The 24,812-nt window shown below is 34.7% G+C and carries 18 protein-coding genes and 1 pseudogene; 8 read left to right on the plus strand and 11 right to left on the minus strand.

Annotated features, from left to right (window positions below; genetic code table 11):
- Position 1 precedes the first annotated feature (1 nt).
- The 3 genes from EG339_RS17440 to EG339_RS17450 are packed head-to-tail and all read left to right on the plus strand — an operon-like array spanning position 2 to position 7,240.
- Positions 2–3,352: an RHS repeat domain-containing protein gene (locus EG339_RS17440; RefSeq protein WP_123871216.1), complete on the plus strand. Its 3,351-nt coding sequence runs from the start codon at positions 2–4 to the stop codon at positions 3,350–3,352.
- A 5-nt stretch (positions 3,353–3,357) separates the two neighbouring features.
- A complete protein-coding gene (locus tag EG339_RS17445) occupies positions 3,358–6,888 on the plus strand; it encodes a DUF6443 domain-containing protein (protein ID WP_123871217.1) in 3,531 nt (1,176 codons plus the stop codon).
- The gene (locus EG339_RS17450) at positions 6,878–7,240 is read left to right on the plus strand and encodes a hypothetical protein (protein WP_123871218.1); all 363 of its coding nucleotides are present in this window, start codon (positions 6,878–6,880) and stop codon (positions 7,238–7,240) included. Before EG339_RS17445 ends, EG339_RS17450 begins: the two co-directional genes overlap by 11 nt.
- 43 nt (positions 7,241–7,283) lie before the next feature.
- Here the strand turns inward: EG339_RS17450 and EG339_RS17455 are convergent.
- From EG339_RS17455 to EG339_RS17470, 4 genes and pseudogenes are all read right to left on the minus strand, one after another.
- A pseudogene (locus EG339_RS17455) lies at positions 7,284–8,534 on the minus strand (IS3 family transposase).
- A gap of 38 nt (positions 8,535–8,572) precedes the next feature.
- Positions 8,573–9,385, minus strand: a complete 813-nt coding sequence (locus EG339_RS17460) for an IS3 family transposase (RefSeq protein WP_228459760.1) — start codon at positions 9,383–9,385, stop codon at positions 8,573–8,575.
- A complete protein-coding gene (locus EG339_RS17465; RefSeq protein ID WP_123871220.1) occupies positions 9,289–9,816 on the minus strand; it encodes a helix-turn-helix domain-containing protein in 528 nt (175 codons plus the stop codon). Before EG339_RS17465 ends, EG339_RS17460 begins: the two co-directional genes overlap by 97 nt.
- A 163-nt stretch (positions 9,817–9,979) precedes the next feature.
- Entirely contained in the window at positions 9,980–10,306 is a 327-nt protein-coding gene (locus EG339_RS17470) for a hypothetical protein (RefSeq protein WP_123871221.1), read from the minus strand.
- A 726-nt stretch (positions 10,307–11,032) separates the two neighbouring features.
- Here EG339_RS17470 and EG339_RS17475 point away from each other — a divergent pair.
- Entirely contained in the window at positions 11,033–12,073 is a 1,041-nt protein-coding gene (locus EG339_RS17475) for an RNA ligase family protein (RefSeq protein ID WP_123871222.1), read from the plus strand.
- A gap of 62 nt (positions 12,074–12,135) precedes the next feature.
- Here the strand turns inward: EG339_RS17475 and EG339_RS17480 are convergent, their stop codons facing one another.
- The 7 genes from EG339_RS17480 to EG339_RS17510 all read right to left on the minus strand — a co-directional run bounded on the left by EG339_RS17480 (position 12,136) and on the right by EG339_RS17510 (position 19,716).
- The gene (locus EG339_RS17480) at positions 12,136–13,308 is read right to left on the minus strand and encodes a M28 family peptidase (protein ID WP_123871223.1); all 1,173 of its coding nucleotides are present in this window, start codon (positions 13,306–13,308) and stop codon (positions 12,136–12,138) included.
- A gap of 215 nt (positions 13,309–13,523) precedes the next feature.
- Positions 13,524–14,705, minus strand: coding sequence for a M28 family peptidase (locus EG339_RS17485; RefSeq protein ID WP_317126861.1), 1,182 nt, complete (start codon positions 14,703–14,705; stop codon positions 13,524–13,526).
- Between the two features lie 47 nt (positions 14,706–14,752).
- On the minus strand, positions 14,753–15,952 hold the full coding sequence (locus EG339_RS17490; protein WP_123871224.1) for a M28 family peptidase: 1,200 nt from the start codon (positions 15,950–15,952) through the stop codon (positions 14,753–14,755).
- 297 nt (positions 15,953–16,249) lie between these two features.
- A complete protein-coding gene (rplT, locus tag EG339_RS17495) occupies positions 16,250–16,594 on the minus strand; it encodes a 50S ribosomal protein L20 (protein WP_050020978.1) in 345 nt (114 codons plus the stop codon).
- 119 nt (positions 16,595–16,713) lie between these two features.
- Positions 16,714–16,911 (minus strand): 50S ribosomal protein L35, encoded by a 198-nt coding sequence (gene rpmI, locus EG339_RS17500; protein ID WP_034676300.1) that lies wholly within the window; start codon positions 16,909–16,911, stop codon positions 16,714–16,716.
- A gap of 94 nt (positions 16,912–17,005) precedes the next feature.
- Positions 17,006–18,679, minus strand: a complete 1,674-nt coding sequence (locus EG339_RS17505; protein ID WP_123871225.1) for a hypothetical protein — start codon at positions 18,677–18,679, stop codon at positions 17,006–17,008.
- Between the two features lie 215 nt (positions 18,680–18,894).
- Positions 18,895–19,716 (minus strand): alpha/beta fold hydrolase, encoded by an 822-nt coding sequence (locus EG339_RS17510; protein WP_123871226.1) that lies wholly within the window; start codon positions 19,714–19,716, stop codon positions 18,895–18,897.
- An 809-nt stretch (positions 19,717–20,525) separates the two neighbouring features.
- Here EG339_RS17510 and EG339_RS24550 point away from each other — a divergent pair.
- The 4 genes from EG339_RS24550 (at position 20,526) to EG339_RS17530 (ending at position 24,810) form a co-directional block, all read left to right on the plus strand.
- Positions 20,526–21,488: a DUF6985 domain-containing protein gene (locus EG339_RS24550; RefSeq protein ID WP_228459643.1), complete on the plus strand. Its 963-nt coding sequence runs from the start codon at positions 20,526–20,528 to the stop codon at positions 21,486–21,488.
- A gap of 6 nt (positions 21,489–21,494) precedes the next feature.
- The gene (locus EG339_RS24325; RefSeq protein WP_164466455.1) at positions 21,495–21,644 is read left to right on the plus strand and encodes a hypothetical protein; all 150 of its coding nucleotides are present in this window, start codon (positions 21,495–21,497) and stop codon (positions 21,642–21,644) included.
- Between the two features lie 98 nt (positions 21,645–21,742).
- The gene (locus EG339_RS17525; RefSeq protein ID WP_123871228.1) at positions 21,743–22,453 is read left to right on the plus strand and encodes an SMI1/KNR4 family protein; all 711 of its coding nucleotides are present in this window, start codon (positions 21,743–21,745) and stop codon (positions 22,451–22,453) included.
- Between the two features lie 260 nt (positions 22,454–22,713).
- Positions 22,714–24,810 carry an ATP-binding protein gene (locus EG339_RS17530; RefSeq protein ID WP_123871229.1) on the plus strand — a complete coding sequence of 699 codons (2,097 nt, stop codon included), beginning with the start codon at positions 22,714–22,716 and terminating at the stop codon, positions 24,808–24,810.
- Positions 24,811–24,812: the final 2 nt, after the last annotated feature.

The following is a 24,812-nucleotide window of genomic DNA, read 5'->3' on the forward strand; positions in this document are numbered from 1 at the left end:
CATGAAAAAAGCAATTATAACTTTAGGAACAATTTTATTATTTACTACAGCTGTTCCTGCTCAATATGTCCCTAAAATTTTACCGCCTTCACCTAATGCAACCTCGATAGCAAAGTTCGTTGAAAGTCCGGTTTCTTACTATCGTGGTACAGCAAATATTAATATACCATTATTTAATATAGATACAGGTGATATTCCTTTGAATGTATCTATACAGTATGATACGAAAGGAATCAGAGTGGCAGAAATCTCTTCTTCAGTTGGAGCTGGCTGGAGTTTATTAACTGGAGGATTGATTACCAGGCAGATAAGACAACGACCTGATGAATATAGTAAGGGGTATTTAACTTATTCTTACAATTCAGATTTTGAAAATAACACTGTTTTGAGACATCAACTGGGAGATGAAAATGCATCTTACGCAGACTCTCCTACACCGGTGGATGAGGATCCGGATATGTTTTTTATTAATTTTCTTGGAAAATCAGCCAAATTTATCATCGACAATGTTACTAAAAAAGCTGTGACCCAAAGTTTTGATGACTGGAAAATAGATATCGATTACGAGAATCCATTAGACGGTAACTACAGAATTAATAGGATTATTATTACTGATGAAACTGGAAATCAATATTTCTTTGGTCAGGACATTTCCAAACTCAATTCTGCTTATGATATTGTTACTTCTGTAAGTTCGGGACTGATAGCCCCTATTTCGGAACCCCCTACATATCAGGAAAATAGCTATAGAACTGCCTGGCATTTAAAAGAAGTCAAAACTCTAAAGAATAACTATCTGTTTAATTATACTTCGGAGCAGGTAACCACCTATTCAAAAACAGATATCAATAAAGGAGATTATATAGGTGCTATATCTTTAGCTACTACAAGAACAACACAGCAGGTTCTTCAAAATATTATTTTTCCTGAAGGAAGTCTGGATTTTATATACAGTTCTTCTGAACGTGAAGATTTAGAGGGGGGTAAAGCCTTAAATGCTTTGATATTAAAAGATAATAAGGGGGAACAAATGAAGAAAATATCATTTGTCCAAAGTTATCACTCTGGTAATCATAATAATATTCATCCTTTAGTATTGCAAAAAGACTTGAGATCAGATAAAAGATTATTTTTAAATCAGGTTAATGAACTGGATAAGAATGATAATATTCTTTCGTCTTATAAACTTGAGTATAATTCCATGGAACTTCCTAATCGACATTCCAATTCCATTGATTATTGGGGATATTATAATGGTAAATCTAATAGTATGAATATTTTTACCGATGTAAAAGATGGGAATAGAGATGTATATTCGGCCTATACTGAAGCAGGAATTTTAACGAAAATAATTTATCCTACTGGAGGCAGTGAAAATTTTTATTATGAAGATAATAATGTTTTGATTCCTACATATTTTTCAAATTTTATATTATCCAACCCCTCACGAATTTTATATGATGACAAAGTAACAGCACTTGCAAAAGCTCCTGATAATTTTGTACTGAATAATGGAAGTGCTACTATCGGTAAATATATAAAGGTTTTTGATATTCCTAATGTTTATGGGAATAAATTTTCATTTACTGCTATGTTGGGAGTTGGCTGTACTTCTGTAGAAACATCAGATTGTAAAACGAAAGTAAGGCTGTACAGGATTGATAAGAATACAGGAGCTATTTTAGCAAGCTATACAATTACTCAGGGCAATAATGTTGAGCTGGTAAATCCTCCTTTTGAAAGTGGAAAATATAGATTGGAAGTTTCTAATCCTAGCTTTACCCTAAATGATTCTCAAAATTATGAGACCAATCCTTTTTCAGTGGCATTAAGATGGAAAGAGTATAAACCCGACATTCCTATAAACAGTTTTGTAGGTGGAGGGAGGAGAATCTCCAGAATTGAAGTAAATGATAACGGAAAAATTACCAAAAGAAAATATACTTACACTTTACCTAATGGAACAACATCAGGAAAATTGCTAGGAATTCCTGATTACATGTGCATTATAAAAAAATATGGGAATCTTACTATGATAGCAGGCCAGATTCAAAATAGAATACAGCCCATGTCAAGCTTCAATAATGCCGGGCAGGTAGGGTATTCCCAAGTTACAGAAACCTTTTCATCAGGTGATGATTCGGTATTATGGTCTAAAAAATATAATTTTACAAACTATCCGGATGGTGGTCAATACTATAAATTTCCTTATCACCTTCCAGATGATATGGATTGGGCAAGAGGGCTGAATCTAAACACAACAATGTATGATTCCGAAGGGAAAACAGTAGAATTATTAGAAAATAAATATAATTTTTCAGATGAACAGTTCTTTCCATATAGGTTTTACAGAACATTTAATGGTGATGTGGGTACAAATGCTCCGTATACGGAATTAACTCCATTGCCTCCGGCACAGGCGCCTTCCAGTTATCTTTTATCTCACAATATTAAAAGTATTCCAATATATAAATGGGGGAATTACCTCAATGGCCCTCTCGATTCATCAACTTTATTCAATTATGATATTTACAGAACATCTTTTTTTTATGGAGGTATGATACGTAATTATCAAAAAATAAAAACAGAATATGTAAATGGGATAGCTGTTAAAAAAATGTATATTGATATAGCAAAAGAAAGTCTTAATCATCATCAGGTAACCTCTGAGAATACTATTTACTCAGATGGTACGAGCCAGGAAACCTCCTACCAATATGCCCATGAAAAAGGAAACATAAAATTGATCAATGCCAATATGATAGGTATTCCTTTAGAGACAACTGTTATCAGAAAACAGAATGCTAATGATCCTAATGGAAAAATCATTTCAAAAACAGAAACAAAATATGATAATCCATCGAACTTATTCCCAAGTTCTGTTGTATCCACTGATTTACAAAATGTTGTATCTACTGAAGTGAGTTACGACAAATATGATAGTAAAGGAAATCTTCAGCAGTATACCACTAAAGATGGAGTTTCAACGGTAATCATCTGGGGATATAACGGCACCCGGCCTATTGCCAAGATTGAAAATGCAAAACTGGAGAACATTGGGCAGTCATTCATAGACAGTATTGTGAATGCCTCTAATACAGATGCAGCCGCAGAAAGGAATAATGATGAAACTACGCTGTTAAATGCATTTAAAACTTTTAAAGACAATTTATCCGGCTATCAGATCACTACCTACACCTATGATCCATTAATCGGAGTGAGAAGTATTACCCCGCCATCCGGCATCAGGGAAGTTTATCTTTATGATGATGCGGGCAGATTAAAAGAAATCAGAGAGCAAAACAACACCGGAAAATTATTAAAAGAATTTAACTACCATTACAAAAACTAACAACGATGAAAAAAATACTCATTCCCATAGGTATGCTGCTGATGGGCCATTCCGTCCATGCCCAGGCTACTCCGGGAGAAAACTATATTCAATCCAAGACTTATCTGGATTACAATGGAACAACTCCAACAAAAATCTCAGAAACTGTTCAGTATTTTGATGGACTCGGAAGGCCAAAGCAGGTAGTGAACGTAAAAGCTTCTCCCGGAGGAAAGGATGTGGTTACCCATATTGAATATGATCAGTTTGGAAGACAGGTTAAAGATTATCTTCCCATCCCACAATCCGGAACCCAAAGCGGAGCTATATATACTTCCCCTCTTGGGAATGCTTCCAGTGCATATGGCTCTGAAAAGATCTATTCAGAAAAAATATTGGAAAACTCTCCCTTAGACAGAATCCGGCAGCAGATCCAGGTAGGTAATGACTGGGCTAACAAACCCGTGAAATTTCAATATGATGCTAATGTTTGGGAAGACTACGTAAGGAAATATGAAACTACTACTACGTGGGTTGAAGGAAGGACACAAACCTCGGTTCAGCTCCTTCAGTATTTCCAGCCGTCACAGCTCTATAAAAACACCGTCACCGATGAAGACGGCAATAAAACCATAGAATTCAAAAATGGTAAAGGACAGGTTTTATTGGTTAGGAAAGTATTGAATTCCACACAGAATACTGATACATACTATGTTTATAATGAATATGATCAATTAGCATTTGTTATTCCTCCTTTAGCATCATCCCCCACTGTAGAGACTGGCACTGTAGAAAATTTGTATTATCAGTACCGTTATGATGGAAAAGGCAGACTTGTAGAAAAGAAGCTTCCTGGAAAAGGTTGGGAATATATGGTATATGATAAAGCAGACAGGCTGGTAATGACTCAGGATGCTAATATGAACCCTACTGGGAACTGGCTTTTTACCAAATATGATAAATTTTCGCGTGTAGCTTATACAGGAGTGGCATCCATTGGAGCTTGGTTTAAAAGATATCAAGTTCAGAGCAGTGTAGACTATTATATTGATCATGGACAGCCTGCAACGGAAGAAAGAAAGAGTACAAGTTTTACGCTCAGTGGAATGGAAATATATTATGGTAACACTGCATATCCTTTTGACATAATAAATATTTTATCGGTTAATTATTACGATACCTATCCACAATACAGTTTTAACCCTGCCTTTCCTTCAGCCATTCAGGGAGAGCCTGTATTGACAGCAGATCCCTCCTCCAATAGTGAAGGAAAAAGTACCAAAGGGCTTCCTGTAATGAGCCTGGTAAAGAATATTGAAGATGATAACTGGACAAAGAATTACACCTATTATGATACCAAAGGAAGAGTAGTAGGAACCCATTCTATTAATCATTTAGGTGGATACACTAAAACAGAATCCAGGCTGGATTTTGCGGGAGTAGCTCAAAGCGTTATCACCAGGCATAAAAGGCTGGAAACAGATACAGAAAGAGTCATTACAGAAAACTTTGAATATGACCATCAGAACAGGCTGCTTACTCATAAGCATCAGGTAGACAGTAACCCAACAGAAATCCTTACCCAGAATAAATACAATGAACTTTCCCAGCTAGAAACGAAGAAAGTAGGAGGGGCAGATACCGCTAATCCTTTACAGAGTATAGACTACAGATACAATATCAGAGGCTGGATGACCATGATTAATGACCCTTCGAACCTTAATGGAGATTTATTTGGATATAAAATGAAGTATAACAATCCGGAATCTTCGGCTTCAACAATAGGCAGGTTCAATGGTAACATTGCAGAGATCGACTGGAAAACCTCTACGGATGGTATTTATAGAAGATACAATTATAATTATGATAACTTAAACAGAATGTTTCATGCTGTTTACAGTAAACCAGGTTCAACAGTAGAAATTACAAGCGCTTATAACGAATGGGTGCAATATGATCTTAATGGCAATATTACCCGATTAGACCGATATGGGCAGTCAGATGGTAACAGTCCTATACAGATAGATCAATTGTATTATACATATAATGGTAATAGACTGGCTTCTGTATCAGATGCATCAGGGAATTTTTCGGGATATCCTACCGGTGGTAATCCTATATCCTATGATGCCAATGGTAATATGACTAATCATTTAGATAAAAATATAACTTCAATAGCGTATAATTTTTTAAACCTTCCTGCCTATGTTACTAAGAATAATAATAAAAGTCCATTTGGCAGTATAAGTTCTTATTTATATAGAACAGATGGTACTAAACTTAAAAAATTGTATTCTTACTATAAAAGAGATTCTCAAGGAAATACAAGCCTTGCACAGACTGTTACAGATTATTTAGATGGGTTTCAGTATGTTTTGAATACAACGGGAGTAGGATGTCTGGATTGTCCACCACCTTTACCTGATTTACAATTTGTACCCACATCAGAGGGCTATTATGATTTTGTGAAAAATAAGTATATTTACAACTATGTAGATCATTTAGGTAATGTAAGAATGAGTTACGAGAAAGGAACTACAGGAACACAGGTCATTGAAGAAAGTAACTATTATCCTTTTGGGTTAAAACATGAAGGATATAATACTTCGGTTGGAAATCCTTTGTACAACTATAAATATAATGGCAAGGAACTGCAAAAAGAGACTGGGATGTATGATTATGGAGCAAGAATGTATATGCCGGATATTGGACGATGGGGTATTGTCGATCCATTAGCGGAGAAGATGACAAGACATAGTCCTTATAACTATGCGTTTAATAATCCTATTAGATTTATTGACCCTGATGGAAGGGAAGGAAAAGGATGGATTAAATCAGTTGTTGATGGACAAACATCTTGGACTTATGACAAAGATGTTCATTCGCTACAAGATGCAAAAGATAAAAAATATACTGGTGTTACAGAATATCAAGATGCCTTAACAATAACTGGGACAAGTAATGGACAACAAAATTATCAATATACTTTAGATGCTTCAGGTGTGGCAACCGACTCTAGTGGAAAAGTAATGACAGAATCTTTTACAACTGGGGCAGGAACTCAAATTGGAGTTAATCCTGACAGTCAAATGTTGGCTTCTATTGGCAGTATACAAGGAGGAACAGGATTTTATGCTGGACTTACTGGTAGTATTTTAGTTGGAGGAGGAATTACAGCTTCATTAGGTCTTGTACAAGACGGGAATGGTCATGTAGAAACATATTTTACATTAGGCGGAGGCTTAGGTTTTGGTGTTTCAGGAGGTATTGAGGGAGGTGCAATCATCCCGACAGATCCCAATCACACATTTGTTACTTCTGAATTTAGAGGTACAAGTATTACATATTCTGGAGGAGAAGGACTTGTTAATGGCTCTTTTGGAGGAACATTTAGTGATAAATATAAAGGGTTTAAAAATGCTGATAATTTTGATATGTCTCATTTTGGAGTACACACTCCAGATGGATACAGAACCAAAGGCTTTGGAATTATTAAGGGAAGTGCAGGTCTGCCTGTTTCTTGGGCAAAAACAAATACTTGGGTAAGTGGAAAATAAAATTATTCAAATAGATGGTAGGATTAAAAATTATATAAAATATTGTTTTCTTGCTATATTTTTTGTTATTTTCTTTTTAGTTTTTTTTCGTAAGAAAACAACCGAAAACAGTCTAATTGACTATGAAATACATGCGAAAGTTGTTGATATTTATAGAGATAGGAATGAACATAATTTTTTATTTGTAAAATATTCCAATGGTTCGGTAGAATTATTAGATTATCCATATAAAATTGGAGATTCCATATCAAAAAAGAAAGGAGACTCAATAGAATATATACTTAGGAACGGTACTTGGTTGAAAAATAACTTAATTCAACAGGACAAAAAAAAACAAATATTAAATAAATGACTAGTCCTGAAAAAGGTTGACTAGTTTAATAATTCAAATATAGTTAAATCAGGGTAGGAATTTTCCTATTCTGATTTTGTTTTTTATAAGTTTTTAATTTCACATTATTTTTGTGTACTTGGCTTGGAATATTATAATTTAATGAAAAATGAGGCCTTAAGTTATTGTAACAGTAAATTGATTGTTCGAGCTGCTGTGAGAGATTTTTAAAGTTTTCAAAAGTATTAATCAATCCAAACTCGTATTTCAGAATACCATTGACTCTTTCCGCTACAGCATTTTCATAAGGATCCGAGTTTTCGGTCATGCTTATAAGAATATCATTTTTCTTTAGTATTTCAGTATATTCTTTACTGCAATATTGCAGCCCTCTATCTGAATGATGAATTAATGAATGCTTATACAGACGGTTTTTTATGGCTTGTTGCAATGCTTTCAATGTAGAGTTGGTTTGTAAATTATCACTCAGTTCATATCCAACAATTTTCTTAGAATAAGCATCAGTAATTAAATGAAGATAATAGTTCTTATCTTTAGTCTTCAGATAAGTAATATCTGCTACCCACACTCTCTCTGAACATTTCAGCTCTTTTTCTTTGATAATATTGGGGTATTTCTTCATCCAATGTCTGGAGTTCGTTGTTTTAAAGTAGCTATGTCTTCTGGGAATTAAAAGATAATTTGCTCGTAAAAGCTTAAATAAGCGATCTCTTCCTACATGAATTTTATCTTTCTCAAAATCATTTTTAAGTAAAAAATGAAGCTTTCGGGTACCTATTTTAGGCATCTTTTTGCGAATTGACACTACGAGTTCTATAATTCTCGCATCATTATTATTTAAAGTGGATTGGTTTTTCCTTTTATAATAAGCTTGCTTGCTATATCCAAACAATCGACAGATAGCTTCCAATGAAAGAACTGTATCTGTCCTTATTTCCTGGATTGATTGGAACCAGACTTTTTTACAATATCGATCTTAAGCTCTCGTTCTGCGATTTCTATAAACTTTCTGAATACCTTAAGTTCTTCTTCTTTTCTAGCTAGAGCTGCTTCAAGCTCCTTAATCTTTTGTTTCTGAGGATCTTTCATAGGTCTGCCTTTACTTAATTGTTTGTCATAAGTAAAGTTACCATATTTTATTAACCAATTAGGAATACAAGAATTACCTCGGATATTATATCGAGTTTGTAATTGGGATTTCGTATATAATCCTCGTTCATATTCTGAGACAACCTGTCTTTTTGAATGCCTCACTGTATTCTTGTACAGGAGATGATGTTTTTTTTAATTTCATTAGGGTGACTGTTTTTATGGATTTTTAGTCAACCTTTTTCAGGACGAGCCAGTTCTAAATTTCTTGGTGTAGAACATCTCAGATTTTAACGTCCCGAAGAAATTCTCTATCACAGCATTGTCCAGGCAGTTTCCTTTTCTGGACATACTTTGGATGATTCCTTTTTCTTTCAAAAGCATCTGATAGGCTTTCATCTGATATTGCCAGCCTTGATCCGAGTGGAGAATGATGTTTTCTGTATTTTTGATTTTACTGAAGCTTTTCTTTAACATATTAATAACCTGAATAAAGACAGGTCTCTCCGATATATCGTAACTGATGATCTCTCCGTTATAAAGGTCAATTATCGGGGATAGGTACAGTTTGTTTCCAGAGACATTGAACTCCGTCACATCAGTTGCCCATTTCCTGTTAGGTTGGTCTGTCTTGAAGTTCCTCTCCAAAACATTCGGTGCTATACTGCCTTGTTCGCCTCTATAGGACTTGTATTTCCTGACCCTTATGATGCTTTTGAGTCCCAGAACTTTCATTAGTTTCATGACTGTCTTGTGATTGATGATAATTCCTTTTTCTTTCATTACCAAAGTGATGCGACGGTATCCAAAACGTCCTTTGTGCTTGTGATAGATCTGCCTTATCAGGGTCTTGATGTCTGAATATTTATCATTCTTCTGAAGCATTTTCTGATGGTAATAGAAACTGCTCCTGGCCATACCTGTACAATCCAGCAGGACTGACAGGTCATATTTTTGCCTTAATTCTTCGATGGCCTCTGCTTGTTCTTTTTGAGAGTTAAGGCGTCTAGCTTTTTTAGAAAATCGTTCTCGGCACGCAGCCTTTCGTTCTCCAATAAAAGTTCTTCTTCCCTTGTCAATAGCTTGTCGGACTTCCTTTTCTTACGCTTGTAATCACTCATTTTTTTGGGTCTTCCTATAGGTTTGTTTTCCAAACCTAAAATACCACTTTTTTCGTAATCACGCTGCCAATTCAAGACGGTAGACTGGGCAGGGATATCAAACCTGACACACGCTTCTCTTTGTGAGATGAACTCCGTATTGATGGCTTTCAACACTTTAAGCTTAAACCTTACAGAATAGCTTTTGTTTTTTCTCGGTTGTAATCCCGATATTCCGTACTTGTTATAAAAGCCGATCCACTTGCGAAGATTACTCTCGTTAAATCCTTTTTCTGTTGCTATAGATTCAATCGAATGATAAGAATTCTGATGAAGTTCTATACATTCCAATTTGAAAGCAACGCTAAATTTTCCTTTCCTTTCCATAAAAAAATGCCCCTAAAAAGTGTCTAACTTTTTGGGGGCAGTCCACAACCGAGACGGATTTCTTTATTCTGCTAAACTGACATCGTATCCTACAATTTTAATACTATCGTTATTTTTTTCTAAAGTAATTTTTTCTTGTGTATTTTTTATATTTCTATTTACTTTATATAATAATACATTCTGATTTTGGATTTGTTCCGATAGAAACAAATGTTTCCCATGTTGTTAACTTCGTATCTGAGATTTTACTACCACAACTTGAGTTTATTTCATTCAACATCTTATTTAACTGATCCTTACGGGTTAGTTTAAAAAACTTCTCTCCAAATAATTTAAGCGCCTCTTTTCTATTATTATTTTTTATCAAAGAATAGAATTTTTCGGTTATTTTTTCAGCTTCTTGCTTGTCTTCTTCTCTGTTACGATAGGTTTTATTAAAATTACACCCTATAAAAAGCAAAGGAATTAATATTAAAGTATACTTTTTCATAGTACAGTAATATTTTTTTAGTGTTAGTATATCTTATTGGAGTTTTTTTATCTAAAAGCCTGTTTAGTTTTAAAATTTTGGATATAAGTATCAATAACATTAAAGAGAATACTTCTGGTATCAGGATCCATTTTTTGAATATCATTAATACGCTCTACAGTCCTCCGCTGCGCAAAGTCTCTCGACTTTGAGCAGATAAGAAAGTTTATCACAACTAAATGATGTGGTTGAGAATGGTTTAAACGAAAATCTTTCTCGTACAGGAATACATGAAAATTTTACAAAAAAGGCCGTTTTCACGAGTTGTGAGACGGCCTCTTTTTGTGTTTTTATAGAGTAATAAATGTTTCTACGAATACATTTCTTTAGCTTTAAAATCTCTTACCAAAGCATCAGTGACTAAATAAGTTTGTTCGTTAGCAGACTTTGGTAAATTGCCAATCTCCTCAATACGCTTTAGAGTATTACTATCTACTTCTAGAGAAGTTTTCCTACAAGATAATCCAAAGAAATTTGCAAGGCATCCGCAATAATAACCCCACTCTACGAACTTGTAAACTTCGTAGCAGATAAACAAAGAGATGTTGTCCAAAAGGGCAGTTTCCTGATCTTGAAGAAACTCCAGGCAGGAAGCTTGATTTTGTAAATACCTCAGAAGGTTTTTACAGTTTCACCGAAAACCGATATATTTACTAGATTAATAGATAAGCATAATATTGTAAACAGATGAGTGATTTTTCCGGATATGAAAAAATGCCCGATTCTTTGAAAAAAGCCGGACTTAATGAAAGTGATTTGTCAAAGCTGGATAAATTAAAATGGGTGGTTACTGAAAAAATTCATGGGGCTAATTTTAGTTTTTCCTATGAAAATAATACTCTTAAATATGCCAAAAGGAGGGAGTATCTTGCCTGGGGAGATGATTTTTTCGGGTTTCAGCTTGTTGTTAATACGCTTGAAAGCAATATGATTAGTCTGTTTGAACATTTGAATGCCGCAATTCCAGGCAATAGGTATATTGTGTATGGAGAATTGTTCGGAGGAAAATATCCCCATCCTGAGGTTTCTGTTGCTGAGCATTTGCAAGCCATTCAAACAGGAGTTTATTATGCTCCGGATATCCATTTTTCCGCTTTTGATATTGGTATTGTAAATGATCAGGGTATAAAATACTATCTCGATTATGAAACTGCTGTTTCTTATTTTGAGCAATTTGGTATTCCTTACATAAAGCCGTTGTCAATAGGAAAATTTAATGAAGCTTTGAATTTTAATATCAGAATAAATTCTCCCGTTCCCATACAACAATTTGGACTTCCTGCTTTGGAACAAAATCTCATTGAAGGAGTTGTTATTAAACCCTATAATCTGAAAAATACAGAATTATTATCCAGCCGTCCCATCATTAAACTGAAAAACCCTGAATTTGATGAAGAAGAGAAATTTCATAAAGCAGAAAAATGGTCGTTTATTCCTGATATTTCATCAAAAACGGAAAGCCTTTCCTTTATCATTGATGAGTTGAGGACTTATGTATCAAAAAATCGGCTGGAAAGTGTTATTTCTAAAATAGGAGCCTTAGATATCAATAATCCTCTTCGTGTTTCAGAAATTAAATCTGAATTCTCACAGGATATTCTCACCGATTTTAATGAAAATAATGGTAATTTACTGGAAGAATTAAGTCAGGAAGACAAGGAATGGATTACTGAAAGACTCAATTCTGAAATCCAAAGAATAATATTTATAGCTGCAAAAGAAAAATAGTGTAAAAATATTCATAAAAAAACAGAGCTTTTTTTAGCTCTGTTTCTTATGACTATTATGGTTTATCTCTCAATCAGAATATTTTTAACAACAGTCTGGTCTCCTGCTTTTAAAATGCCTACGTAAACACCCCTTTCCAATGCAGAAACGTTAATTTCAGTTTCATTATTCACCTTCAATAGGGTTCTTCCTGATATATTGGTTATTTCAAAGCTGAAACTGGCTGTTTTATCCGGTAATTCAACATGAAGGATATTATTGGCCGGGTTAGGGTAGAGCTTTACGTTTTCCAGTGCGTTTGGGGATGCAGATTTATTCACTGCCAAAGTTGTGGAAGCTGTGGCAAAATGCTGTAAAGCCCCTACTGTAGCTTTTCCGATATTATAAACATACACAGGATCTACATTGGCAAAAGTATCTTTGGAACTGTGAGGAAAAGTACTTCTGATCCTTTCAAAAAAGCCGGTAATAATCTCACCTTTCTGTTCAAAAGGAATATAATCAGTATCTTCGGCAGGATCTACAGCTGTCTGAAGTGGGGAATAAAGGGCTGTACAATTTCTGAGCTGCTGTGTTACCGCAGCTGAAGCCGCATTATTGCCGGAAAGACCACCCTGGTCTTCATCACAATATACCGTGTTATTGTTATTTCCTTTTACACCGCCTACCTGGTCCAGGTTAAAAACCAGTTTTATATCCAGTTTACGAATTCCGTTTTGATAGACCACATTATTAACGTAATGCGAACTTCCAATCAACCCTTGTTCCTCTCCTGAAAAGTGAATAAACTTGATAGAATACTCTGTAGGAACATTTTGTAATATTCTGGCTGCTTCAAGAATAATAGAAGTACCGCTTCCGTTGTCATTAACTCCAGGGCCGTAAATGGTATCAAAATGCCCACAGATAATTACATATTTGTTAGGATAAAGTGTTCCTGTCTTTGTAATAATCAGGTTTTTGGATGTTACTGATCCATAGGTGAAAGGGCTTTCTGTAATCTGGCTGGCAGTATATCCGTAAGAAAGATACTTGTTTTTAATCCAGTTCAAGGTATTTACGTTGGCCTGGGAACCGGTCTTTTTAATGCCAAGGTTACCGAATTCCTGAAGATTTGCTGTAATATTAGTTTGGGTTACCATATCAGCTCTATCTTTATAAGCCTGGATGAACGTTTGAGCGCTAATGCTCTGCGCAATTAATGAAGCGCATAAAAGAGTGGTAATTCTTTTCATATATTTAATTTTTAAATGGTATTGCGAATGTAGCAAATAAATCACAATAAAGTGTTTAAAATTTTATGGATGCCATAAAAAATCGTAAAAATGAAAACACAGAAGGATAGCATTGTGTGTTCTATTTATACTGATAGAGTAGACAATAAAACCCTTTGAAATAGTTCAAAGGGTTTATACATTTTGATAAATATTTTTTTAAATGAAGAAAAAAATTATCTGGCTATAATAACTTTTCTTACTACAGACTGATCTCCGGTCTTTATGATTCCAACGTAAGCACCATTTTCAAGGCTTGAGATATTAATTTTGTCCTCATTAATTCTTTTAAGTAATGAATGTCCCTCAAAATCAGTAATCTCAAAGCTGAAATTCTTTATTTTAGAATCCGCAAAGTCAATGCTGATAAAATCCTTTGCCGGATTAGGATAAATTTTTATAGACTCCAGAGTATTTTTGGAAACGGACTCCTGAGTTCCCAATGTTTGTGTTGCTGCAACAGCAAAGTGTTGGAGTGCTCCTACAGCAGCTTTACCGATTTTGTAAATATATTCAGGATCAGTATTGGCAAAAGTATCATTAACGGTATGCGGATAAGTACTTCTGATTCTTTCAAAAAAACCTGTAATAATTTCACCTCTTTCTTCAAACGGAATATAATCGGAAGCTTCTGCCGGATCAACTTCTGTCTGAAGAGGTGAATACAAAGCAGTACAGTTCCTCAGCTCTTGGGTTATAGTGGCGGAAGCTGCATTATTACCGGGAATACCTCCCATATCTGCATCACAATACACCGTATTATTGTTATTCCCCATTACACCCCCCACCTGATCCAGATTGAAAACAAGCTTGATATCCAGAACACGGTTGTTTCCTTGATAAACAACATTATCCACGTAATGATAACTGCCAAAAAGCCCTTGTTCCTCACCTGAAAAATGTATGAACTTAATGGAATATTCTGTAGGAACTGTTCTTAAAATTCTTGCTGCCTCCAAAATGACAGAGGTACCGCTTCCATTATCATTAACCCCTAAACCGGTAATACTATCAAAGTGTCCGCAAATAATCACATATTTATTAGGATAAACCGTTCCTGTTTTTGTGATTATTAAATTTTTTGAGGTTGTAGTTCCATAAGGAAAAGTATCTTCTGATATCTGGCTGGCTGAATATCCATAAGACAGGTATTTACTTTTTATCCAATTCAACGCATCAGCATTAGCCTGAGTTCCTGTTTTTTTTACACCCAAACCGGCAAATGCCTGCAGATTGGTGATAATATCTGTTTGAGAAACAGCATCAGCTCTGTTCTGGTAAGCCTGAATAAAGTTTTGTGCACTAATAGCAGATGAAGCCATAGCAACCAGCAAAAGGGATAAGTTTTTTTTCATCATATAATTTATAAGACTTAAGATAATATATTTAATAAAAGCTTCGAGGATTACTTATTAATGATGATTTTCTTGGTGATATGACTTTTGTCTGTTTTTATAGACACCATATACGCTCCATTAATTAATGAGGTGGTATCTATTTTATTTTGATTCTCAGAACGGAGTACTGTATTTCCGGTCATATCAGAAATTTCAATTTTGAACTGTTCCGTCTTTTGTGGAAACTCTACAGTTAACTGGTTTTTTGCCGGATTAGGATAAATATGTACAGCTTCTGATAACTTTTGTGAAGCGGGAACATCCTGGACTCCCAGTATACTATTTGCAGTGGAAGCTACCGCAAAATGCTGCAATGCTCCTACCGCTGCTTTGCCTACATTGAAAACATAAACCGGATCAATATTGGCAAAAGTATCATTCACAGTATGTTCGTTATTGCTTTCTATATATTCATAAAAACCGGTAATGGTATATCCTTTAGCTTCAAATGGCATATAATCTGAGCTGTAGGCATATGATATAGATGTTTGAAGAGGTGAGTAAAGGCCTGTACAGGTAGCTAACTCTTGTGTTACAGTATTAGAGGCAGCATTATTACCGGGAATGCCGCCTGTATCTTTTTCACAGGTGATGGTAGTATTGTTATTTCCTATTTGGCCTCCTACCTGATCAATATTGAACACAAGCTTTATATCCAGATTGCGGATACTTCCTTGATAAGCTATATTATCAGCGTAATGATAGCTGCCTTTCAGCCCTTGTTCTTCTCCGGAAAAATGAATAAACTTGATAGAATATTCAGTAGGAACATCTTTTAATATCCTCGCTGCTTCCAGAAGAATAGAGGTTCCACTACCATTGTCACTCACCCCTGGACCGGTAATTGTATCAAAATGGCCACAGATAATTACATATTTGTCAGGGTAAACGGTTCCTGTTTTAGTAATTACCAGATTTTTGGAGCTGGTACTGTTTCCGTTAAAAGTGGTATAGGTAAAGGGATCTTCCTCAATCTGGCTGGCTGTATATCCGTAAGAAATATATTTGTTTTTCAGCCAGTTCAGCGTATTGGTATTTATAGCTGTTCCGGTAGTTTTTACCCCCAAATTTTCAAAATCTGTAAGGTTGTTGATAATATTAGTTTGGGAAACCATATCTGCTCTGGTCTTATAGGCCTGAATGAAATTCTGGGCTTCAATATGCTGCAGTACTAAGGAGGTAAATAAAAAAACAGCGATTTTTTTCATTTCTTCAGTTAAAATATTTTTCAATTGCTAATATAAGGATTAATAGTGAATTTATTTTATTAATCTGTCTTATTCATTTGGGTTTAATTGTTTTTTTAATAATGATAAAGCTTATAATATCATATAATCTGAAAAATAATTTATTTTCATCTAAAAGTCATTTTAGTCTTATTTTTTACACTCAGAATAAAAGTTATTGAGTATCAGATGAAACAATTTGAAAAGGAGGGAAGTATAAAACAAAAAATCCCGAGTAAAAACCCGGGACTATATTGATAACAAAAATAGTATTCTACATTATTTTACTTGATCTACAACAGCTTTGAAAGCTTCAGGGTGATTCATTGCTAAATCTGCTAAAACTTTTCTGTTAAGCTCGATGTTGTTCTTTTTAAGAGCTCCCATAAATTGAGAGTAAGACATTCCGTGCTCTCTAGTTCCCGCGTTAATACGAGTAATCCAAAGTGCTCTGAAGTTTCTTTTCTTCTCTTTTCTACCACGGTAAGCATATTGCATTGCTTTTTCTACCGCGTTTTTAGCTACAGTCCAAACGTTCTTTCTTCTTCCGAAATAACCTTTAGCTTGCTTAAAAATTTTCTTTCTGCGAGCTCTTGAAGCTACGGCATTTACTGATCTTGGCATAATTTAAATTGTTTTTTTGAAAAGGGCGGTAACAGATGTTACTCTTATAGGCACCGTTTCAGGGTTAAAATTTTGAATTTGTTTTGAATTCTTATAAACCGAATATAGATTTATAAAAACTACTTAATTGCTAATTGACGTTGAACGCTCTTCTCGTCCACTTTAGCTACGTAAGAAGTAGTAGTAAGATTTCTCTTCTGCTTAGTTTCTTTCTTAGTTAAGATGTGGCTTTTGTAAGCGTTTTTTCTTTTGATCTTACCTGTTCCGGTAAGAGCAAAACGTTTCTTAGCACCTGATTTCGTTTTTAATTTTGGCATTGTTTTGCTTTTTTATTGTTTTTGTTATCAATATCTGTTTTGGCTATTCCTAATGACGTCAGGAATAATAGTGTGCAAAAGTACGAAAAAAATCTTAATATTTTCTTTCTAAAACAAGACTTTCTAAAAACATATTGTTATTTGGGATAATTTTAATAATTAACTGCCTGTTTTTTCCATAAATATCCACATTGAAACCTGCATTTTTATCTTCCTGATTTGCTGTTTTCCAATTTCCGGATGAAACATTGTCAATTGTGAGGCTGTACATATTTCCTTTATTCATTGTTTTTATCAGTTTACTATCAGAAAATATACTCAGATTATCTGATGAAGTCTGGAACAGATATCCCGGAATGATTAATTGATGACCGTTATTTTTAATACCTGCATTTTTTCCGTATTTATTGAAGAATAATTGATATTCCTGATCCTTTTCCCTGGTTTTCACTTTAATATAATTGTTGTTGAAGACCTTATTGGTTTTCAGCTGATCACCAATATTAAAGTTAAGCTCGCTGCCAATATGGAAGATAATGATATCAGGATTTTTGTTCATAACATAATGGGCGTCTCCCAATTCATGGCCTAAAGATCCGTTTCCGAAATTTTTAGGCGGATGCCTTGGGATATAATAGTCATTTAAGCCCAGCATATCAATAATAGGCAGCTCAGATGAGTAAGGAATACAGCCTGCTGCGGTAACAGCAACCAATGTTTGATCAGGAAATGTTTTCTTTAAAGTTTCTCCCAGTTTCATTCCTCTGAACTCCCATCTTTCATATTTTGCATTTTTATTATCAGGAATTTTAGATTGAAGAAAACCATTTATTATTAAAAGAAGAACAAGACTCCAGCTTACTTTTTTTGAAGAAAAATTGATCTTTTTGAAATAATGTAATCCGAAAATAATTGAAAAAACAAATAGAATAAGCACAACATAATAGTGCCTGAAAGCTGGAAATATATCTCCGCCCACCAAAGTTACATAACCAACCCATGAAGCAGCTAACAACAGTAAATAATACCCGAAAAGGTGTTTTCCCCTTAAAAGATAATAAAGAGATATAAGGCCTGATCCTGATAACAATAGTGTCCCGAAGAAAGCTTTAAAATTATAGAAGCCACCGCGTAAAATATGATAAATCGTCACTTTTACCTTTACCAAAGCTGTATTGGGAACCAGTTCTCCGTAAAAGTTATAACGAAATACAAGCTGCCCCAGTAAAAACAATGACGGGATAACGGCTGTAGCAATTCCTATTGTAATGAACATATCTTTCTTTTTACAGGTTGCCAACAGAAATCCTGAGGTAAGCAAAGTAAACAGAAATCCGTCAGGCCTGGTGAGAGCTAAAAGTCCCAGCCAGAATGACAAACGATAAATGGTCTTGAAATAATGGTCATTAATGATCTTGGAAACTTCAATTAAAATTAAGGTCAGAAGCAGCACATATAAAGGCTGTTCCAATCCGCCAATGGCCCAGATCATAAAGCATGGAGTAGTTACCAACAGGGCAACACCCAGAAAAACATATTCTTTTTGTATATTTTTATTTTTAAAATAGTAAAGAATACTGCCCAATATTCCCAAAGAGCATAAAATACCTATAATTCTTGCTGCAAGAATCAGATCTACACCTAATTTGCCCAGTACAGATACTGCTAAAACCCAAAGCAAATTGGAATATCCTTCAACCGGATGACCATCATTCCAGGTTAACCCTTTTCCCTCTATAAAGCGTTGAGCATACCGTAATGAAATCAAACTGTCATCTGAAAAAAAAGGATAGTAGTAAAAACACCCAAGAAAAAAAACAATGGCTGCTATGAAAAAAAAGGATAAATATCCCAATCTCATGATGAATTAGTATTTATAATAAAGTTCCTAAACTTTTTAGGATAACGACTGCAAAATAACGAAATATAAAAAAAACTACAGATATTTTTATCTGTAGTTTCTCTCTCGTATATCAAGGTAAATTATGATCTGATAAATGCGAGAAGATCTTTATTAATTGTATCAGCTTCTGTTGTTGGCATACCATGAGGAAAACCCGGATAAGAAATTAACTTCCCATTTTTAAGCAGGGTAGCCGCTACTTTTCCTGTCGTTTCAAAAGGAACAATCTGATCATCCTCACCGTGCATTACCAATACCGGTACATCTACACTTTTAAGATCTTCAGTAAAATCTGTCTCAGAAAATGCTTTAATACAGTCGTAATGAGCTTTAATAGAGCCATTCATTCCCTGTCTCCACCAGTTTCTCTGAATACCTTCGGAAACTTTTGCCCCGTCTCTGTTATATCCGTAGAAAGGGAAGGTAATGTCAATAAAAAACTGTTGTCTGTGGTTTGCAGTATTGTTTCGGATATCATCAAAAACAGAAATAGGAACTCCATTCGGGTTATTCTCATTCTGAACCATAATAGGCGTTACAGCACTTACCAGAACTGCTTTAGAAACCCTTCCTTTTCCATGTTTCGCAACATATCTGATCACTTCACCACCTCCGGTAGAATGCCCAACGTGAACAGCATCTTTCAGGTCAAGAGCTTCTACTATTTCTGCTACATCCGAAGCATAGGTGTCCATATCGTGACCATAGGGAGTTTGTTCAGACCTTCCGTGTCCTCTTCTGTCATGGGCGATAACTCTGTACCCCTGTTCCAGGAAGAAAAACATCTGCGCATCCCAGTCATCACTTGATAATGGCCAGCCGTGGTGAAAGAAAATGGGTTGCCCTTTTCCCCAGTCCTTATAGTAAATTTCTGTTCCGTCTTTTAATTTAAGTGTACTCATTATTTTTATTTTATGGATTTTATATTCACAAATGTAGGTTGAAATTTTTCACAATATCTTGATCTAAGATAATAATTGACTGGAATATAAAATGAAAACAATACTATCATTAACGGTAATTTAACAATGGCTTAAAATATTTTACAAAAACTTTTCGTATCACAAAATATAGCTGATAATTGGGATGGTGTACCTTTTTATTTTTCTCTAATATTGATGAACATTTTATAATATGAGAAAAATAATATGCAGCATTCTTTTTTTGTTGAGTTCAGTTCCCGTCTTCAATCCTTTAAATAATTAAAATATGCTTTCATCTGCAGATTTACACCTGGAAAGAGCCCTTTTTCTTACAGCTTTAATGATTTTTTTTGGAGCTGGGTTCTTATGTACACTCATAGTTTTTATTATGAATTCTATTCGGAAGAAAAGTAAAAAAGGACTTTATTACTTCTTTCTTTTCCTTATTTCCGGGATTGCTGTACTAGGGTTTGCAGCAGTTTATTTTTGTATGCTCTTTATGTAATATGCAGTGTTATCCCTTTTTGAATTCAGAGATAAAGATGGCCATATAATTAAATTTCTAAAAGATAAAACGGACCTAAACGGGAAACGGGTTACGGAACAAAAATTAAAGAAAAATTATGCCTGAAGCGCTTAAAACAGGGTTGAAAAAGTAAAAATCTTAACGAAAGGCAATGGCTTAAAAACAATAATAAAAAATTAAAAGAATTATTGGATAGTTTATCTGTTTAAAATAACTAATCTTGCAGGTCAAATTTTAAAAAGGAAAATTAAATCGTTTATCTATGTCAAATGCTGAAACGGTAATAGAAGAGATCGGGTTGTATTTGGAAAAATCAAGTCTCAAAAAATCCAACATTACCAAAGAAGAATTAATTGCTTTCATTGAAACCAAATGGGAAGAAGCTGATGATGAAAAGTATAACATTCACCAGGGCTGCATTTACATTGGAAGAATGACTAACGAATATATTTGGGACAAGGATTTTGATAATATGATGCGCTGGCTGGCAGAAGATGATAAACATACTTCTTCCCAAAAGCATGAAGCTTATATCCGGAATTATTACAAAGGCCAATGTTGTTTAGAATGTGGAAATGAAGAAAAAGCACTGGAATTTTTCAATCTTTCGTATGCCGAAAACCCTGATTATATTTTTGAAAGAGCCCCTTTTTGCTATGAATTTTTCAACAGGCATCTTGAAAATCCAAGAGAGTTAAATACTGAATTCGCAGGTGATGAACTGGAGACAGATTATTATATTGAACTGGATTACTGGAAAGCTTTTTTTGAGGAAGATGGTGAACTTTGCTATCATTTTTTAGATAGAGATGGTGAAATCATTGAAGAACCTTCAGTTTTCCAGGAAAAAGGGATTTCCTATTTAGAAGATCATCAGGAAGAAATACTGCACAATATGCTTAGTGAGCTTCTTAAGATATATCCTGATCTGCAAAAGGCATATGACTACCCGGAGGATTATAAAAAAGATTGTATGCCTAATGTAAGAACAATTAAAGGTTTTTCCGGATTATTATCTCCAACCATTTTTTACGTGACATCTGTAATCAAAGATGATTATCCATACATCGGTTTTAGTTTTAACTGTCCATGGGATGTTGAACACGATTTAGGTTTTATGGTGCATAAAGACCGTGTTGTTGAGATTGGCGATGCAGCATTGGCTTTTGATATTTCTGCAGCTGAAAATGATGCTGAGTTAAATAAGAATATTCCGGATAACTAAAAACAAATGAAACCAGGCGAAGAAGATGATGTAGAATTATCGTTGGGCAGAGAATGGGAAAAGAATATCAAAGGTTTTGAATTGGCTATTGAGCTATTCAATATTGCTTATTTTATAGATGAGCCGGGAATTACTACCATTATCCTAAAGTTTTAAGCTACAAATCCTTAAACTGATGAAAAGTTGAATGTAAAAACAAAAAGACAGCCTGGGAAATATCTGGAATCTTCAGAAAATCTCTTTAAAATATACATATGAATACCTTACAAGAATTAGAAAAAGAATACAATTTTACTTATCCTGAACTTTACAAACAGTTGTATGCTGATAAAATGCTAGACTGGGGTACAGAGGGAAACGGTTGGTATACCAATATTTTTCCCACCCTCAAGGAAAACCCACCTTTGCTTTTATTTGGAAATGATATTGAGATCTGGGATCCTATTGCTTATCATCTTGGAATCAGAGAAATTATCAACCATGAAGTTTATGATATTAATCCTAAATACCGGATGGTTCCATTTGCAGAGAACGGGGCAGGTGATCTGTATGTTTTTCAGTTGGATATGGAAACCAACGGTGAAATTCCGGTTACTTTTTTTCCCCATGACGATTCAGAAGCGGAAATTCTGGCTAAAAATCTTCAGGATTTTATTTTCAGGCAACTTTTGGAGTCTTTGACGGAAATGGATGAATATTCTATGTTTGAAGGAGATTCCGAAGAGCAGATCAAGATTCATCTGTATAACCAATTAAATACCCATCGGAAGTATTTAACTCTAAAACAAGTTGAAATTTTAGAAGATATTTACACCTGTAACATTTTTGAATACACCTACAAAACACCGAATGGCAGTGAATTTGAGGCTAAAGGCTTGCTGACTTTTGATGAGCTTGATGAAGTTTTGAGCCGGGAAATTGCTTTTGAAAAACTGAATGCAAAATTCGATTATACTGAAAAGTAATTTTGAACGCAAAAAATCTAAGGTTAACTTGATGAAGAAAGGGATGAAGCAGTCTGGTTTGCTAAGAAGTATTGAAGAAATAATTAGCAGAGATTTTACTTATCTTTACGTTCTTTACTGTAATATTGTTTAATAAAGAAAAGGATTTGAGGTACAGGTTATTATTTATATTTACATTATTTATTTGTCCGTTTTTTGCCCAGGCACAAGATGTTTTAAGCAAATTAGAGAAGGAGTATAACAATGCTTCAAACCAAACAATGGAGCAGTTGAATCTTGCCCCCAAATATGCCACTGCTTTATTCTTTCATAATGTTAAATCAAAATCCTATCAGATTTTAGCCCAAAATATTTCTGCAGCATCTAAACAGGCTGATGGGAAGTATGCCACTATTCTTTATGCTGTTCAGGCTATGAACTATCGGCTGGACAATAAAGAAGCGGAGTCTTCAAAAAGCCTTGAAATGGCCAGAACTTACAGCTTAAAAACAACCAGCAATGAAGCTAAAGGATATCTGGAATATGCAAAAGGTTGGATTCTGGTCCGTAATAATAAAACAACTGAGGCTGTCACGGCCTACCTGAAAGCAATTAATTATTTCGAAAACTCACCCACGACTTCTACGCTCTATGGAAGATACGGAAATACCGCCAAAGAATTATCCGCCATTTATGCTGACCTGAACGAATATCAACTGGAGGAAAAATACAGTAAGCAGTTTCTTTTATTAGCCTCCAAACAGAATGACCCCAATCTGATCTTCGATGCTTATATGAGAATGGGGTATATGTATGAACAGAAATATGTTCAAAATCCTTCTGATATACAGTTTAGAAATAAAGCAGAACAGTATTATGTACAGGCGATTACCACTTTCAATAAAAATAAAGGATCTATGCTCAATAAGAGCAACCTTTCCTATGCCGCTATTAATTTAGCCAATCTGTATACGGAATTTAATCCGGATAAGGCCAGGCAATATGCCCAGTTAGCTAATAAAATAAGCTTGGAAACGGGTGAGTCTATTCATATTGCTTCCTCATTTGGCATTTTGGCAGAGTTAGCTATACAGGATAAAAACTACGATTTGGCGAAATCTTATTTCCTGAAAGCCTCTATGGAAATTGGGAAAAGCCCTGTAAGAAATCATAATATAGAATTATCTATCCTTGAGTCTTTATCCAGAGTGAGTGAAGAACAAGGCAATTATAAAGAAGCATTAACGTATTATAAAAGTTACGTAGATAAATACAAGAGCGTTTACGACCAGGAAAAACTGGATATTACCAAAAGATTAGAGTCCCAGTTTGAAAAAGAAAGACAGGAACAGAAATATATAAATCTGCAGCTGGAAAGTGATAAAAAAGCTCAGCAGATCAAGCTGATCAACATCCTTCGTGCACAGCGTGAACAGGTTTATAACAACTTAAAACTCGTGGAAGAGAACCAACGGGAACGTTTAAAGTTTTCGGAGCTCGAATCTGAGAAAAAAGAGCAGCAACTTCATTTAGCGAAGTTAGAAACAAAACAGAAGAATAATGACATTAACAGTTATAAAAAGCTGCTGGCTTTCAAAGAAAAAATCAACACCTATTATATTGTTTTTATTTTCATTTTCATTGTTCTCATTTTCTTATTGCTGTATGCTTATAAGCAACGTGTAAAATCTATTAAGCAAAGGGATGAACTGCATGCCCTGGCCATGGAAAAAGAAAAACAGAACTCCAAAATTTCTACACTTACTGCATTGCTTGAAGGGCAGGAACAGGAGCGTGGCCGCTTAGCCCGCGACCTTCATGACGGATTAGGAGGCTTGCTTTCAGGAACCAAACTTCAATTGTCTATTTTAGATACTCACCGATCCGAAAATATAGAAGAAGGCATTTCAAAATCAATCAGCCAGATTGATGGGGCTGTAGAAGAACTTAGACGTGTAGCGCACAATCTGATGCCTGATTTATTAATGAAATACGGATTGGTGGCAGCTATTGAAGAATTTGCTTTAAGGATGTCCAACAGCGCTTTAAGCATCCATACTGAATTTATCAATTACAGTAATTCCATATCAGAAGAAAAACAGCTGCTGATTTATAGGGTTATTCAGGAACTGGTGAACAACGCCATTAAACATGCTAAAGCTTCTGAAATCATTATCCAGATCAGCGAAGAGAAAAATATATTGAACCTTACAGTAGAAGATGATGGTAAAGGTTTTGATCCCGCCAGCTTAGACTCAAAAAAAACAGCAGGTTTTCATAATATAGAATCAAGGGTCCAATTCTTAAAAGGGACAATGAATATTACTTCCCAACTGAATATCGGTACCAGTATAGAACTTCAAATTCCTACTCATTAAAT

Origin of the sequence: Chryseobacterium bernardetii (genome assembly GCF_003815975.1) — a bacterium.
GTDB lineage: Bacteria > Bacteroidota > Bacteroidia > Flavobacteriales > Weeksellaceae > Chryseobacterium > Chryseobacterium bernardetii.